The 16,118-nt window shown below is 40.9% G+C and carries 10 protein-coding genes; 7 read left to right on the top strand and 3 right to left on the bottom strand.

Annotated features, from left to right (window positions below; genetic code table 11):
• The first annotated feature begins 34 nt into the window (after positions 1-34).
• From V7L31_RS12445 to V7L31_RS12430, 4 genes are all read left to right on the top strand, one after another.
• Positions 35-1,510: an alpha/beta hydrolase gene (locus V7L31_RS12445; protein WP_334696503.1), complete on the top strand. Its 1,476-nt coding sequence runs from the start codon at positions 35-37 to the stop codon at positions 1,508-1,510.
• Positions 1,511-1,653: 143 nt separating this feature from the next.
• Entirely contained in the window at positions 1,654-2,445 is a 792-nt protein-coding gene (locus tag V7L31_RS12440; RefSeq protein ID WP_334696502.1) for an SDR family NAD(P)-dependent oxidoreductase, read from the top strand.
• 281 nt (positions 2,446-2,726) lie between these two features.
• Complete coding sequence (locus V7L31_RS12435) at positions 2,727-4,265, top strand: ATP-binding response regulator (RefSeq protein ID WP_334696501.1); 1,539 nt, start codon at positions 2,727-2,729, stop codon at positions 4,263-4,265.
• A gap of 304 nt (positions 4,266-4,569) precedes the next feature.
• A complete protein-coding gene (locus V7L31_RS12430) occupies positions 4,570-4,944 on the top strand; it encodes a response regulator (RefSeq protein WP_334696500.1) in 375 nt (124 codons plus the stop codon).
• 242 nt (positions 4,945-5,186) lie between these two features.
• On the opposite strand, the gene V7L31_RS12425 is transcribed toward V7L31_RS12430, so the two are convergent.
• Positions 5,187-6,785, bottom strand: coding sequence for a peptide ligase PGM1-related protein (locus V7L31_RS12425; RefSeq protein WP_334696499.1), 1,599 nt, complete (start codon positions 6,783-6,785; stop codon positions 5,187-5,189).
• A gap of 255 nt (positions 6,786-7,040) precedes the next feature.
• On the opposite strand from V7L31_RS12425, the gene V7L31_RS12420 reads away from it, so the two are divergent.
• The 3 genes from V7L31_RS12420 to V7L31_RS12410 all read left to right on the top strand — a co-directional run bounded on the left by V7L31_RS12420 (position 7,041) and on the right by V7L31_RS12410 (position 13,012).
• On the top strand, positions 7,041-7,421 hold the full coding sequence (locus tag V7L31_RS12420; RefSeq protein WP_334696520.1) for an SDR family oxidoreductase: 381 nt from the start codon (positions 7,041-7,043) through the stop codon (positions 7,419-7,421).
• A 211-nt stretch (positions 7,422-7,632) separates the two neighbouring features.
• The gene (locus tag V7L31_RS12415) at positions 7,633-7,890 is read left to right on the top strand and encodes a hypothetical protein (RefSeq protein WP_292852883.1); all 258 of its coding nucleotides are present in this window, start codon (positions 7,633-7,635) and stop codon (positions 7,888-7,890) included.
• A gap of 1,588 nt (positions 7,891-9,478) precedes the next feature.
• Positions 9,479-13,012 (top strand): PA14 domain-containing protein, encoded by a 3,534-nt coding sequence (locus V7L31_RS12410; RefSeq protein ID WP_334696498.1) that lies wholly within the window; start codon positions 9,479-9,481, stop codon positions 13,010-13,012.
• A gap of 182 nt (positions 13,013-13,194) precedes the next feature.
• On the opposite strand, the gene V7L31_RS12405 is transcribed toward V7L31_RS12410, so the two are convergent.
• Entirely contained in the window at positions 13,195-14,745 is a 1,551-nt protein-coding gene (locus tag V7L31_RS12405) for a mercuric reductase (protein ID WP_334696497.1), read from the bottom strand.
• A gap of 542 nt (positions 14,746-15,287) precedes the next feature.
• Positions 15,288-15,983, bottom strand: coding sequence for a TVP38/TMEM64 family protein (locus tag V7L31_RS12400; protein WP_334696519.1), 696 nt, complete (start codon positions 15,981-15,983; stop codon positions 15,288-15,290).
• Between the last annotated feature and the right edge of the window lie 135 nt (positions 15,984-16,118).

The raw sequence follows: 16,118 nt of genomic DNA, 5'->3' as shown, positions 1-16,118 counted from the left end.
GAGCAAAAATATTTATTACATAGCGGGGATATATATGCAGTATTTACCAATCATCTTCGTTCGTGGGTATGCAGGTACACAAAAAGATGTTGAGCAAGTAATTGACGATCCATTTTATGGATTTAATAATGGTTCAACCCATATTCGAGTGGATGAGAACGAAAATCCCCAGAAGTTTTTTTTCGAGAGTCCATTACTGCGGCTAATGACCGATCATGGGTATCAACCAATTGTTGACAATCAAAATGTGAGTAATCAGATTAAAAGATTGTCTGGACAACTTAATAAAACTATTTGGGTCTACCGATTTTATGATGTAACTACACCTAGTTTTAACTCTTCAAGTGTAGTCAGACAGGAGATGGAGCAGATAGCTGAGGGTTTAAGAACACTGATTCAGAATGTCAAGAAAACGACGGGAGTTGACAAAGTTTATCTTGTTGCCCACTCAATGGGAGGTCTTGTTTGTCGTAGCTTGATTCAAAAGATTTATCCAGACAAAAATGAGCAAGCTATCGATCATATTGACAAATTCTTCACTTACGCTACACCTCATGGTGGCATTTTTTTTGAGGTTGGAAGTGGCTTAATCGAAAACCTTAGAGACAAGTTTAAATTAAATAATTCTGATGACTTTGGCCCCCAGCGGATGTACCAGTATTTAACACCTGAAGCTAACAAGCTAACGGATGATTTACCCGATGACTTTCAGCTAGAAAAACTACAAAGCCTAGAAGATGCATTTCCACCAAACCGCGTTTTTTCTCTAATTGGTACTAATGCACATGATTATGAAGAACTTTTTGGTATTTCACGAAAGATTGTAGGGGTGAAAAGTGATGGTCTAGTTCAGATCGATAAAGCTTACATCACAGGATCTCATCGTGCTTATGTTCACCGTTCTCATGGTGGGCGTTATGGCATAGTTAACTCAGAAGAAGGTTATCAAAATCTACAACGCTTTTTGTTTGGTGATATCCAGGTAAAACTATCTCTGAGCAATATTGAGTTAAAAGACCAGGACAATAATTTTTATCAACTGGAAACGAGGGTTGCTTTGCGTGGTCTTCCTATTCCTATATATGAGCAAGCGATCGCTCATTATTGCCCAATCACCCAAGAGTTACTCAGAACAGATAAACCTATTCCCCTGTTTACAGCTTTCTTAATCCCCAGAAATTCAGCTAGTGATGATAATACCTGTAGATATGCTCTGCGTTTAGCACTGCATTCTTTTACAAAACAAGAGACAAATTGGTTGCGTGACAGTCATCTCGACCAAGTACCACTGTGGTCTGACTATTTAATTACCGATGTTGCCGCATCAAATAACACCTACGAAGCTACCTATAGTTGGAATTCCGAGCAAAAAGAGCCAGTAACAGACTTAACTCCCAGTCCAGAATCCAGTTCAGATATATATGTTGCTTATGTTTATTTACCTGAACGTGGCCAAAAAGTCTTAGGGACAAATGCAGCAGTTCGCTTAGAAATTTCCCAATGGCAATAAATTTCATTTTTCATAAAAAGCCTAGTAAGTGAGCAAAAATCTACCTGGATAAGGATTTTAGACTTTCTTATAGCGGGGGTGATTAAAGAACGTTAAGTTACTAATGATTCATTTGTTTTGAAGCAGTTAACAAAGGAAAAATTATGCAAGGTAATCGCAAACAAACGGCTCTAATTACGGGTGCATCTGGCGGCATCGGTTATGAATTCGCAAAGTTATTTGCTCAGGATGCTTACAATCTTGTGTTGGTAGCTAGAAGCGTGGACAAGCTAAATAAAATCGCTGATGAATTTAAAAAGAAATTTGGCATTGATGTCAAAGTTATTTCCAAGGATTTATCTAACCCATCAGCCTCAGAAGAAATTTTCACTGAGCTAGAACAAGCATCAATTAGAGTTGATGTGCTGATAAATAATGCTGGCTTTGCTACCTACGGATTATTTCACGAAATTGACCTGAATTCTGAACTGCAATTGCTACAGGTCAATGTCTTATGTCTGACACATTTAACCAAGTTATTCCTCAAGGGTATGGTTCAGCGGGGGTCGGGAAAAATATTAAATGTGGCTTCGACTGCTGCTTTTCAGCCAGGGCCGCTGATGGCAGTATACTACGCTAGTAAAGCCTATGTCTTATCATTCTCAGAAGCGATCGCTAATGAATTAGAAGGTACAGGCGTTTCTGTAACAGCCCTTTGTCCAGGCCCTACCGAATCCGGTTTTCAGCAGAGAGCCGCAATGGAAGACTCAAAGTTGGTAAGCGGTCAAAAAATTATGACTGCGGAAGCGGTAGCCGAAATCGGCTATCGTGGTCTATTTGAAAACAAAACTGTTGTTGTTCCTGGAATTAAAAATAAGCTCCTCGCTGAATCTGTAAGATTCACTCCCAGAAAGCTAGTAACTAAACTAGTCAGAAACATGCAAGAAAGCAAGTAGGGTAGCTCCTATACCCAGATTAGTTCTGCTTCCCCTGCTTATCCGAGCAGTATTGGGGTAACTCCAAAAAATATAATTATCCAATTTTGTGAGGTGGGCATCTTGCCCACCCCATAAGAAGTAGTTGAGTATTTTTTTATTTGGAAGTCCCCAACAGAGATAAACAGAGATTTTACGAGTCACTTTGAAAGGGCTAATCTTGAAAGTATTGAGAGGTTGTTCAAATCCCCCAATACTTTAGAGTGAATTAGTAGCCTATTTTGCTTAAAGTCGATATTGCTATGTCTCAAGAGTCACTCAACTTTCCGAAAGCAGACATATTGGTGATTGATGACACGCCAGAAAATCTGAACCTCCTATCTGCCATGCTGACAGAACAGGGATATAAAGTTAGGAGTGTAACTAAAGGTTCTACGGGGTTACGGGGAGCAAATGCAGTTCCTCCCGACTTGATTTTGCTGGATGTGAATATGCCTGAGATGAATGGCTATGAAGTCTGCGAACACTTGAAGGCAAACGATCGCACCCGTGAAATTCCGGTAATTTTTATCAGCGCTTTGGGTGATGTGCTGGATAAGGTAAAAGCCTTTGCAGTTGGCGGGGTGGACTATATCACCAAGCCTTTTCAACTAGAAGAAGTTTTAGCACGAATTGAAAATCACTTGACGATTTGGAAGCTGCAAAAACAACTCCAAGCCCAAAATGAGCGGTTGCAGCAGGAAATTGGGGATCGCGCCAAAGCAGAAGAGAAGTTTGCTAAAGTTTTTCGCTCTAGTCCCAATCCAATCGCGATCGCTACTGTTGCAGAAGCTCGTTTTATTGATGTCAATCCCAGTTTCTTGAAGATGAGTGGCTACTGTCTAACAGAAGTGATTGGTGATACTGCTGCTGAACTTAATTTGGGTAAAAACACAGTTGCAATTGCCCAAACAATTCAACTTTTGCCGGAAACTGGATCGCTGTACAATCTAGAATTTGAATTTTCTACTAAGTCTGGAGAACGCAAAACCATACTGATATCTCTGGAATTGATTGACTTAGCTGGTGTGCCGTGTGCTTTATTAATTGCCAATGATATCACCGAACGCAAACGCTTAGAAAACGAATTTATTTCTTTAGTCAGTCATGAATTACGTACACCTTTAACTTCCACAATGGGAGCATTAGATTTATTGGGTTCAGGACAACTAGGAACTTTGACGGAACAGGGACAAAAAGTCCTGAGTATTGCTACCACTAATACTGAACGCCTAATTCGTTTAGTGAATGATATTCTCGATTTAGAGCGGATGAAATCGGGCAAAATCTTCACGCGGAAGACAAAGTACAATGCCGCAGACTTGCTAATTATGGCAACGGAAGCAATGCAAGCAATGGCAGATAAATTACAAGTCAGACTGATTGTAAATCCTGTAGCCGTCGAACTTTGGGCAGATCCCGATCGCCTCTTGCAAACTCTCACCAATTTACTGAGCAATGCGATTAAGTTTTCTGAACCAGGTGATACTGTGTGGATAAGTGCCACTCTCTCAGAATCCAAAGGCGTTGAGTCTGAAGAAAATCAGCCTTCATCACCCAATTTTCTGTTAATTACTATCCAAGATGAAGGGCGAGGAATTCCTGAAGATAAATTGCAAATAATCTTCGAGCGCTTTCAGCAGGTGGATGCATCGGACTCCCGCAATAAAGGAGGAACAGGTTTAGGACTTGCTATTTGCCGAGATATTGTACAGCAACATGATGGTAAAATCTGGGTTCAAAGTATTTTAGGCAAAGGTAGCACCTTTTATGTGCTGTTACCTTTACCAGTCTCTCAATAAGTAGGTGGGCGTAAACAAAGTTAACTGCTGGGGGTCGTCATTAGTCATTTGTCATTGGTAAGAGTTTAAGCCATATTTACGTTTCGTAACATAGTTTGGTTTATTTCCGCCTACTTACTTAACAGCTTTGAATTTAAACAATCTTAATTACCACAGGATTTCCACAGCAAGGTTTCTGAATTTTAAATTTTAAATTTTAAATTTTAAATTGTTTAATTCTCCCCTACTTCTGCCCGATTGCATTCTAGAATAGCTGAAGACTAATCAAGCTAATCAGCATCACATATCATGCAAGAGTGAAAATATGAGCAGAAATATCTTGATTGTTGATGATGAAGAAGATGTGCAGGCGATCGCAAAATTGGGATTAGAAATGGGTGCTGGTTGGAATGTGTTGACTGCTTGTTCTGGTCGGGAAGCGTTGAATATAGCTGCCAACTCAAAACTTGATGTCATTTTACTAGATATGATGATGCCTGATATGGATGGGCGGGCTACCCTGCAACAACTGAAGGCTAACCCCATCACTAAGTCAATTCCAGTAATTTTACTAACTGCCAAAGTCCAAGAGTCCGATCGAGAAAGCTTTCATGGTTTAGATGTAGCTGCTGTATTTGCTAAACCTTTCCGTCCCTTGAAGCTAGCAGCGCAAATCAGTGAAGCATTGGGCTGGGGCTGATCCAAACTAAGGGGATTGGGGATTGGGGACTTCTGTACTCTACGCGAACGGAGAAACAAGCTACGCTTGGTCTTGAAAAGAAGCTTTAAAGAAATTTCCAGATCAGGGACTTCCAAATAAAAAAATACTCAACTACTTTTTGTGGGGTGGGCGTCTCGCCCAGTCCATAAGGCGGGCAAGATGCCCACCCCACAAGATTGGGTAATTTATTTCTTGGAAGTCCCCCAATCCCCAATCCTTAACTACAATTCATCCCAAATCACGGGAAAGGAATAATCTGAAAAAGCGGAAAAATCATGATTGTCACTGCGGGTTTCATCATCCAGAACTTTGACAACTTTGTTATAGATGTCTTGTGCTTGTTGCGGAGAATCACCAATGCTGGTTAATCCCAACTTGCCAAACTGTGAAAGGCAACCCATAAGATGAAACACTGTGCCCGTTTCTGTACCACTGTCAAAGTGTAGTCTTTGGTGAGCAATGATATCCATCAAATCATTGGGTAATAATCCCTGATAGCGTTCTTTTTGCAGATTGTCAGTGGCGATGTAGTATTTGGGACGACCTTGCTGACTATAAAATAAACCTGTGGAAAGGTCATAGCGCCCGTTCGTTAATAATTTCAGGGTCATGAATGGATGAGTTGTACCACCTTTACGTAGGTTTATTTCGATCGCCTGAATATCCCAATCTCCATTACCCTTGTCAACGGCGATAAAATCTACGCCAAATCGCTCTAAAGTCCCTTTCTCTGCTAACTTTCTGCCAACTTGTAGTCCCAATTGCTGTAATTGCAATCGATATCTTTCATCAGCAGGAAAGCGACAACCAAGATAAATCTGACCGTCTGGGCCTCCGAGAATTTGGTCGTGGGTTGAAAGGATTTCTACTTCACCTGTGGGTGTGATCCGTCCTTGGACGCTGGGCGATCGCTTAATTTTTCCTTCTACAAATGCTTCAGAAATTGCCCCTAATTCCGGGATTCTCCCCGAAAAATTATCCCAAGTCTCTTGTTTTGCTTGAAAGCGCATTGTTGAGAAGCGATCACTAATTGCTGCTATCCTTTCAGCATGAGTAGCTTTTCCTGGTGCTAAATTCTCAATCGGCCTAAGATCTAGCAAGGCATTCCCCTCTCCAGAAATACCTTCGTTGAGTTTTACCACTACCCGTTGTAATGTCGGTTGTCGTTCCCACAAATCAACGGTAGCCTTTGTCAAACTCGTGTGGTTCCAAACTTTTTCGCTGCCATCTGGATGTGGTACTTCACTTTCGGCGAAGATTTGCCGACTACCACTTTTTGTCCCCCAAATCTGTAAATCTGGTGCAGCAGCATACAGTGGTACACCTAATTTTAAAGACAATTCGCCTTCCCAGTGCGAAGAATTATAGCAGATCATGAATGATTTGTCTAGTCTTAAAGATTGATGAATTCGCTCTAATAAACGGGGGCGTTCTAAAATTTTTTGACTAAGAGGCTTAAGGGAAGAATCGTAAGTAGAAAGTAACAGCAAGCGATTGCGTGCATGAGAAAAGGGAATTCCTGGCAAAAGTTGTAGATAATAATCAATGATACTTGGATGCAATGGTACTGATGTTATATAAATCAGCCGAGTTCGGGGATTCCGCAATCGAATTAAGGAAAAGAGTAATCTTTCTTCATAATGCTCGCAGCCTTCGATCTTTTGGAGTTCGTGCTGGTCGAGACTCAGAGAGGGAATAATTAAAATATCTGCTTCACTATTATCAAATAGTTCGCTAGTTTTCCAGCGATCGCGCAGGGTTAATTGTAAGTGGCGAAACTTTTCAACCTGTTCTAACTCGGAAATATTTAGTATTGCCATAAATCATCCCTGCCCTCTAATGATCTCAATGTAGCGCACCACGCAAGCTTTTGGAAGATGTAGAGTTGCCATGTCAAGATTCAGTTAGTTTTGTAATAATGTTCAGGAATTATGCAAGCATAAATCAAACTCTAGCAACCCGCATATCCGCCACTTATTTAATTTATTTTCAGTCTTAAGGTTGAGTTAATTGCGACTTCCTTTACCTCTAGAGAGTGATAAATTACAGCAACATAATAGTTAACTTTAAAGCAGATAAAAAAAATAAGTTTTTCGTCACATCAGGGTTGCATACTTATTTTTCATTGTTTTCATTGTCATGTCAGCTACATACAGTTCTTAGATTACTCCTCTACAAAAGGTGCGATCGTTGCCTTTACTCGTTCCCTATCACAAAATTTAGTGTCAAAAGGAATTCGCGTTAATGCTGTCGCGCCAGGGCCAATTTGGACACCTTTAATTCCCTCAACTTTTCCTGAAGAGAAAGTTGAGAATTTTGGAAAACAAGTACCAATGCAACGAGCCGGGCAACCAGAAGAAGTTGCTCCTAGCTACGTATTTTTAGCCTCTGATGATGCTTCTTATATCTCTGAAAAAGTGCTACATGTTAATGGTGGAGAAGTTATCAATGGGTAAGTAGAATAATTAGGAATTATTTAATTTTGGATTTTTATTTTAATCCAAAATTTGAAATTAAAAAATTAAAGCTGCTAGAATTTGGAGCCATAAGTTTTTACTTATTCGCTCTTAATTCTACCCTCCTTTTCTTCCATTAGAGGGATGAGTCAATGTTTAAATCTTGATAATCTATCTAGCAGCGTACATTTAAGAAATAATAACTACGTATATGGCATCTCTTACACCACTGCATGGCACAGAATTAGTCGATTGTGCTAGAGCAAATGCCAAGCAAGGAATTGAAACTGCTGCTTATCAGTGTGGCTATGGTCAAGACCTCAACAAATTTGCACAAGAACTCAGACAAGCTTGTGAAGAGATGAATTTGCAAGTTAAGGAACTCAGTGGATTGATTACTGAACAGGACTTGATACTAGAAATAGGTACTGGCGAAATCGTTGCTCCAGATACGGAATCAGAATTGTAAAAGTTAGTCATTGGTCATTAGTGGAGAGTGCGATCGCTACTTATAATCATCCTTGCAGAAAATAAGCCCAGGCAGTAGCGATCGCAGTACATCCCACGATGAATCAATTCAAAATTCAATTAAGTGGAACGTAGTGAAACCCAACATCAGCAATAGACGTAGGTTGGGTGCAGCGGAGCCATAACCCAACAGATATCAGGATGTTGGCTTTGGCAAAGCCTCCAACGCCACTTGCTACAACGGTCTTAACCCGCGCAACGCAGTGGCTCCCCAACCTACAATTTTTGGGCAACATTTTAGCCTTAACACGCCACTACAGTACCTAATTTTGTTCAAAAATAAACAGTAATCCCATAGCATCCTTACGTTTATTTAAAAAATTAAACATAAATTCTGAGAGTTTAAATTATTTGTCTCAGTCAAAGTCCTTTTTCTTCAGCCAGTTTGAACCAGGTTGCTGCCCCTAGTCTAGGGGAAAGTTGGAATGTGCAACATTACACTTGTAATTTTTATTTTTAAATTGTTAAGACTTGAAATAAATTGAAACCTTTTGTAATGGAATGCGATAATGCAAGGTTGTGGACGCTGATATAGCACTTGCGTCTAGCGTTGTCGTAGCCCTTTCGTAGAAAAGAGAAGCTATCGCATAGCTATTTGCTGGATAGTATCTCTACAACAGAATTACTCAAAAAGTCAACTATATCTTTGCTGTTGGTTGTAACCAAGATATGAATTGACACTCAAGATGAAGCATATATAAATAATACCTTTTTTAAATCTTTAAATAGTACAAATTTTCTTTATGCAATTTTCATATAATTAATAACTATCTGGATAAAAAATATGGGATCATCCTGTAGTTGGTAATTTTCACTTAAAGATCATTAAAACTTTGATGTTCCTTTAAAAAAGGACATATCAATGTGAATATTTAAACAAAATTCCACAAAGAAGATAGACATAACACCGAGTTTTAGTGTCAAATGTGTAGTTGATTAATCTAAAAACAATACTTAAGCTTAAATATGTAATACTGTTACTTTATACTACTTAAGTATTTATCTCGATCGAGTTTTGCTTTATCTCAAATTTTATGCACCTGCACATCATTGAGATTAAAAGTTCTAGAGAATGGTGATTTATAATATTTGATTAAATTCACCAAAACTCAGAAGTTTATCAAAAGAAAACAAGGATTAGTAAGGACTAATAAGCCCTTCAGCTAATCTTGAGTATTTCTTGTTATACGTGTTTTTCTACATTTTCTTATATATCTCTGCTTTCAGAGCAAATATAGGAAGTATGTTGACGCGTCATACTGTCACACTATTTTATTTTAATGTTGATACAAATAAGCAGCAAATTAGTAAATCAAATTAACACAGGAGAATATATGAGAAGTAATTTGTATTAGCACTTGAGTGAAATAGTATCAACACAAATGTTAATAGGCAGATAATGATTTGCTCATAAACATACTTAGTCTATGCTAATTACGCATTTTTTGTTGAAAACATTAAACATAAAACTAATCCCAAATTATTAATTATGGCATTAGTTTTAGAACTATTCTGAGGCATATATTTCAATGAGTGTAAACGAACAACTGCTATCAACAACTCTAAGTCCAACACCTACTGCTGCAACAACACCTCTTCTAGCTCCATTGGCTACCAGCAGTCTTGCCTCTCAGGCTAGCGCCAGCGCGCTATCTCAGGGAAATGGACTAACAGGACAGTACTACGACAACATCGACTTCACCAACCTGAAGCAAACCCGCACAGATGCAACGGTGAACTTTAACTGGGGTGAAGCTTCTCCAGATCCTTCCGTGGGTGCAGATACCTTCTCAGTGCGTTGGACAGGTCAGGTGCAAGCCGAGTACAGCGAAACCTACAATTTTTACACCACTGCTGATGATGGTGTGCGGTTGTGGGTGAATGGTCAACAAATCATCAATCAGTTTGTTGATCAATCAGCCACAGAATCCACCGGCTCAATTGCACTGGTTGCAGGTCAAAAGTACGACATTAAACTAGAATACTACGACAATCAATACGAAGCTGTTTCTCAACTTTCTTGGTCAAGCACCTCTCAGACCAAAGAAATTATTCCTCAGTCTCAACTGTATACTAATACCACTAATGGCAACACACCTGCACCTGCACCTGCATCTCCTATAGTTGGTAACGGCAATGGACTCCAAGGACAGTACTACGACAACATCGACTTCACCAACCTGAAGCAAACCCGCACAGATGCAACGGTAAACTTTAACTGGGGTAGTGGTTCTCCAGATCCATCCATCGGTGCAGATACCTTCTCAGTGCGTTGGACAGGTCAGGTGCAAGCTGAGTACAGCGAAACTTACAATTTCTACACCACTGCTGATGATGGTGTGCGGTTGTGGGTGAATGGTCAACAAATCATCAATCAGTTTGTCGATCAATCAGCCACAGAATCCACTGGCTCAATTGCACTGGTTGCAGGTCAAAAGTACGATATTAGACTAGAATACTACGACAATCAATACTATGCTGTTTCCCAACTTGCTTGGTCAAGCGCCTCTCAGATCAAGCAAATTATTCCTCAGTCTCAATTGTATACTAATACCAACACACCTCCATCTCCTGTAATTGGTAACGGCAATGGACTCCAAGGACAGTACTACGACAACATCGACTTCACCAACCTGAAGCAAACCCGCACAGATGCAACGGTAAACTTTAACTGGGGTAGTGGTTCTCCAGATCCATCCATCGGTGCAGATACCTTCTCAGTGCGTTGGACAGGTCAGGTGCAAGCTGAGTACAGCGAAACTTACAATTTCTACACCACTGCTGATGATGGTGTGCGGTTGTGGGTGAATGGTCAACAAATCATCAATCAGTTTGTCGATCAATCAGCCACAGAATCCACTGGCTCAATTGCACTGGTTGCAGGTCAAAAGTACGATATTAGACTAGAATACTACGACAATCAATACTATGCTGTTTCCCAACTTGCTTGGTCAAGCGCCTCTCAGATCAAGCAAATTATTCCTCAGTCTCAATTGTATTCAGCAGCCATTCAAACCGCTATCACACTAGGATCGCCTTCTGCGACTGTGAGTGAAGGCAGTGGTAATGTTAGCGTAACTATACTTAGAAATGGTGATTTAAGCGGCACATCTTCAATTAAGTATGCAACTATAGCTGGTACTGCCACAGCAGGAGTTGACTACGGAAGTGAAGGCGTGGAAAGCGCTGGGACGGTTATTTTTGCGCCGGGACAAAGCAGTGTACAGGTGTCTATTCCGATTATTGACGATTCCTTACCGGAACCCGATGAAACCTTTAATTTTGTCATCGATCAGGCAGTGGGGGCAACACTAGGAGTCCAAAGAACTATCGGAATTACCATTCAAGACAACGATCGCTCTAGTATCGACTTTTCTCAGCCAGTAGTTAATGAGGGTGACGGTTCTGTTACAGTGACAGCTACACGAGGTAACGCTACAGGGGTCGCTAGTGTAGACTACACAACCCTAGATGGGACTGCTAAAGTTGGAACTGACTATCGGGCTGTATCTGGAACCTTAAGTTTTGCAGTCGGACAAACTACCAAGACCATTGTTATCCCCATTATTGATGACAACATTGGGGAATCAAATGAAACATTTTCTTTGAGATACAGTAATGCAGTTGGAGTGCAGCTAACTAATCCACAGTCAAGTATCACTATTATTGATAATGACTCTGGTAACTTTGCTCTAGATACAGTAGCTTCTGGTTTGACTCAACCTACAGCTTTTGACTGGTCACCTGACGGCAATACCCTGTTCGTTGCCCAAAAAGATGGGACAGTGCGAGTTGTGAAAAACGGCACTTTATTAGCAACACCATTTGTCAATATTTCTGGAGAGGTAAATGATACGCGCGATCGCGGTCTTTTAGGCATTGCCGTAAATCCAAATTTTGGTCGAAGTCCTAACGGCAACAACTATGTTTATCTGTTGTATACCTACGATCCACCAGAAACCAATCGAAGCAATCCTAATAACAATCCCAACAGCACGTTAGACGATCCTGACCAGAATGGGAATCGTACTGCACGGCTAAGTCGTTTTACAGCTGATCCCAACACTGGTTACACTACTGCGATTGCTGGCAGCGAATTTGTGCTACTAGGCACAAATGGCACTTGGTCGAATATCAGCCATCCAGATGGAAATAGCACAGATGTCTCACTTGGCTATGCACCATCAGGAATTATCAACAAAGTTACTGGTAGGCCCTTTACCAGCTTGCAGGATTATCTCAATAATCTTGATAAAGTCCAAAATGTCCAGAATTTTATAGCCAATGACAGTGAATCTCACTCAATTGGTTCTATTCGCTTTGGTACTGATGGCTCTCTGTTTGTTAGCACAGGAGATGGTACTTCTTACAATGGGATAGACCCCCGAGCAATTCGCGTCCAGGATAAGAATAATTTGTCTGGTAAGATTCTGCGGATTGACCCGATTACTGGTCAAGGCTTATCAAGTAATCCTTTCTACAACGGCGATCCCAATAGCAATATTTCCAAAGTTTATGACTTAGGTCTGCGTAACCCCTTCCGTTTCACAATTGATAAAAGAACCAATACCCCCTACATTGGTGATGTTGGCTTCTCTACTTGGGAAGAGGTAAATGTCGGAAAACCAGGAGCTAACTTTGGTTGGCCCTTCTATGAAGGTGGCCTTGATGCAAATGGCAATCCCATTAGCCTGAGACAACCAGCCTACGCTTCCTTACCTACTGCCGCGCAAAACTTATACAATCCTGGCACAGCTGCGACAGCACCACTGTACACTTACAAGCATTTTGGTTCTAATTCGATCCTTGTGGGTGATTTTTACACAGGTAGTACTTTCCCTTCAATCTATCAAGGTGCTTTATTTGTTGGTGATTTCAGTCAAGGAACTATCGATGCTTTGATCTTAGATAGTCAGGGTAAAGTTGTCTCAGTTAAGCGATTTGCTTCCCAAACAGACAGACCTAATCTCGGACTACCTACACAAATCACCACTGGGCCCGATGGTAATTTGTACTACGCAAACTTGACCGGAGGCGAGATTGATCGCTTCCGACCTGTTTAGTGATGAGCTGAAGGAGGCAAGAGGTAGGATAGCGCAGCGGTAGCGAGTCTGCAAGCGTCGGCAGGAGGTAGAAAGAAGGAAGTAACCTTTTTATACCTGATTTTGAATCCTGTACTTTATGCCTCATATAGTTGAAAACTGCTGTATCAGTGAACAGTCGCATAACTGTTCACTGATTTTGCTTAAGAGAACTTTGTCAAAAATCCCAACAATTTTTTGGTATTTGATGTCAGTAGTGTTCGACGATAAGCGTCAGCTGCTTTTTTAATTGCTTCGGCTTGAGTGGGATAAGGATGAATTACACTGCTTAATTTACTCAAACCGATTTTATTTACAATTGCTGTAGTCACCTCTGAAATCATCTCACCTGCGTGACTGGCGACAATAGTTGCACCAATAATTTGATCAGAATCCTTTTTATGGTGGATTTTGAGAAATCCTGACTCTTGATCGTCTGCGATCGCTCGGTCTACACTACTAAAAGGTATCTGAATTGTTGTCACCTCAATACCCAATTTTTGCGCCTCGTGTTCATATAACCCTACGTGAGCAATTTCTGGGTCAGTATAAGTTACCCAAGGCATCACCAGACTACTGAGTTTCGAGCGTCCCAAGCCAAAGGGAGAAAACAGAGTATTTTTAATTACAATCCGCGCCGCAGCATCAGCAGCATGGGTAAACTTCCAGTTCATGCAGATATCGCCAGCTGCATAAATTTTCGGATTGGTTGTTTGGAGATAATCATTTACCTTCACGCCTTGGCGCTTGTCATATTCTACACCCACAGCTTCTAAATTTAGATTTTCGACATTTGGCGATCGCCCCGCACCGACTAAAATTTCATCCACAGTCACCGAATCTCGATGACCATTGCTAGAAAAGTAAAGCCGTTTTCCCTCAGTGACAGTTACCACTTCTTCCAACTTGGAATTCAGTACTACCCGAATTCCTTCGCTAATCAAAACCTTTTGGAGAATTTTAGCAGCCTCAGCATCTTCCTTATTGAGAAGATGAGAACCACTATGGAAAAGCACCACCTCACAACCCAAACGCCGAAAAGCTTGCGCCAATTCGCAACCAATGGGGCCGCCACCAATCACCGCCAAATGTTCCGGCCGTTGAATCAGGGAAAAAACCGTCTCATTGGTCAGATAACCCGCCTGTTCAATTCCTGGAATCGATAGTTGTGTAGCTCTTGCGCCAGTAGCAATTACAGCTTTTTTAAACTTGAGGGTTTTGTCGCCAACTTCCACGGTATTTTTACTTGCAAATCGACCACTACCCAAAAAGACATCGACACCCAAGTTTTGAAACCGCTCCGCCGAGTCATTATGGCTGATATCAGCTCTTACCCGCCGCATCCTGGCCATAACTTTGGAAAAATCAACATCAATATTATGTTGGGGAATATTAACTCCTAAATCTTTAGCATTCAAGATTTCGCCAACGACGCGAGCAGAGCGAATAATAGTTTTAGATGGTACGCAACCAACATTTAAGCAATCCCCACCCATGAGATGCTTTTCAATCAACGCTACTTTTAAACCCAAATCTAGACCTGCTGCACCCGCCGCCACCACTAACCCCGCCGTACCAGCACCAATTACTACCAAATCGTAAACATCGGCGGGTTGAGGATTAACCCAATTTGGTGGATGGACGTAAGACAGCAACTTTTGATTATACTCATCCACTGGGCGAACTGTGACTCTCTCGAATTCAGAATTGGTCATTGGTGAAACCTCTTTTAAGAATTGAAAATACTAAAGTCAACATAAATTTGGAGACTGGTATTCTTTCTTTTGAATGATTGTTTAATAAGAATTACATCTTTGCACTGTTTTATCGGTTTGAGAATTGACAAATAATCTACTTTGCTGAAATAGCAGGAAGTTTTCAAACCCATAGGCGCAACTCTTGGAGACGCTACGCGTAGCTTGCTTCCACGTACTCTTACAGAGAAGCAAGCTACGCGCAGCGTGCCGTAGGTAAGTAGTACGCCTTCCCTGCGGGAAGGGGCGCTGAGTCAACGCACAGAGAAGTCTGAACGATGGGGACACAGAGTTTCGTCAAGTAAATATTAAGAAATCAACAAATTTAATTAGTTTATTCCGCTTACCCTGGCTGAGAAAATCCCTGGCAAGCGTCAATAATACAGGATACTGTGCTGTTTACAAGTTTATCCATCGTATGGAGACTGATTGCCGGTTCAGAAAACGGAAAATTCCAAAATATTTTTCCCTGAAAAGTTGTGACAGAGTTCAAAGGATAGAAGCTATAAAACCTCATCTTCTAAAGCTTGCCGAGCAATACGGGTAATATAAATCGTCACGGCGACTGTGGCAATTAAACCTAAAATCCGAATTGCCCATTGTAAAGTCGGGTTGCTAGGTTGAGCCTCAGTGCCAATCATGGCCAGATTACCTGCAAGGGAACCAATATAAACGTACATGATGGTTCCGGGAATCATACCTAGAGAGCCGATGAAGTAATCTTGAAGTGAAACTCCCGTGATGCCAAAGGCATAATTGAGCAAATTGAAAGGAAATATAGGGGACAATCGCGTTAATAGGACAATTTTTAATCCTTCTTTACCTACTGCTTGGTCAATGGCGGCAAATTTTTTGTTATCTGCGATTTTACCAGCAACCCAACCCCTTGCTAAATAACGCCCAACGAGAAAAGAAGATGTAGCGCCAAGGGTTGCACCAATAAATACGTAGAGAGAACCCCAAACTGCACCAAAAATTACACCAGAACCCAAGGTGAGAATAGAACCAGGGAAAAAAGCAACGGTAGCAATAACATAAAGGGCAATAAAAGCTATGGCTCCTAACGCACCCAGGCTATCAATCCACTGCAAGGCTTCGCGTAAAATTGCTTGAGGATTAAAAGAATTTAGATTTGCAGATTCTTGTGCCAAAGCTAGGTCTGTGTTTAACAAAAAAGTGGTCGCCAATATCAGTAATATTCTAGAGTAGTAAAACTTGCTAGAGTAAATTTTTCATGATTGAAATAAGCGTAAATAGGTAAACCAAAATTTTCAATAATAACGAAATTACTACGTTTAAGTTTTTGCTCTAGCTAGTTTTGCCACGCTAGGTAA

Source organism: Nostoc sp., from assembly GCF_036916655.1.
Lineage (GTDB): Bacteria > Cyanobacteriota > Cyanobacteriia > Cyanobacteriales > Nostocaceae > Nostoc.
Note: the sequence above shows the minus strand (reverse complement) of the source record. Positions and strands in the feature narration are given on the sequence as shown.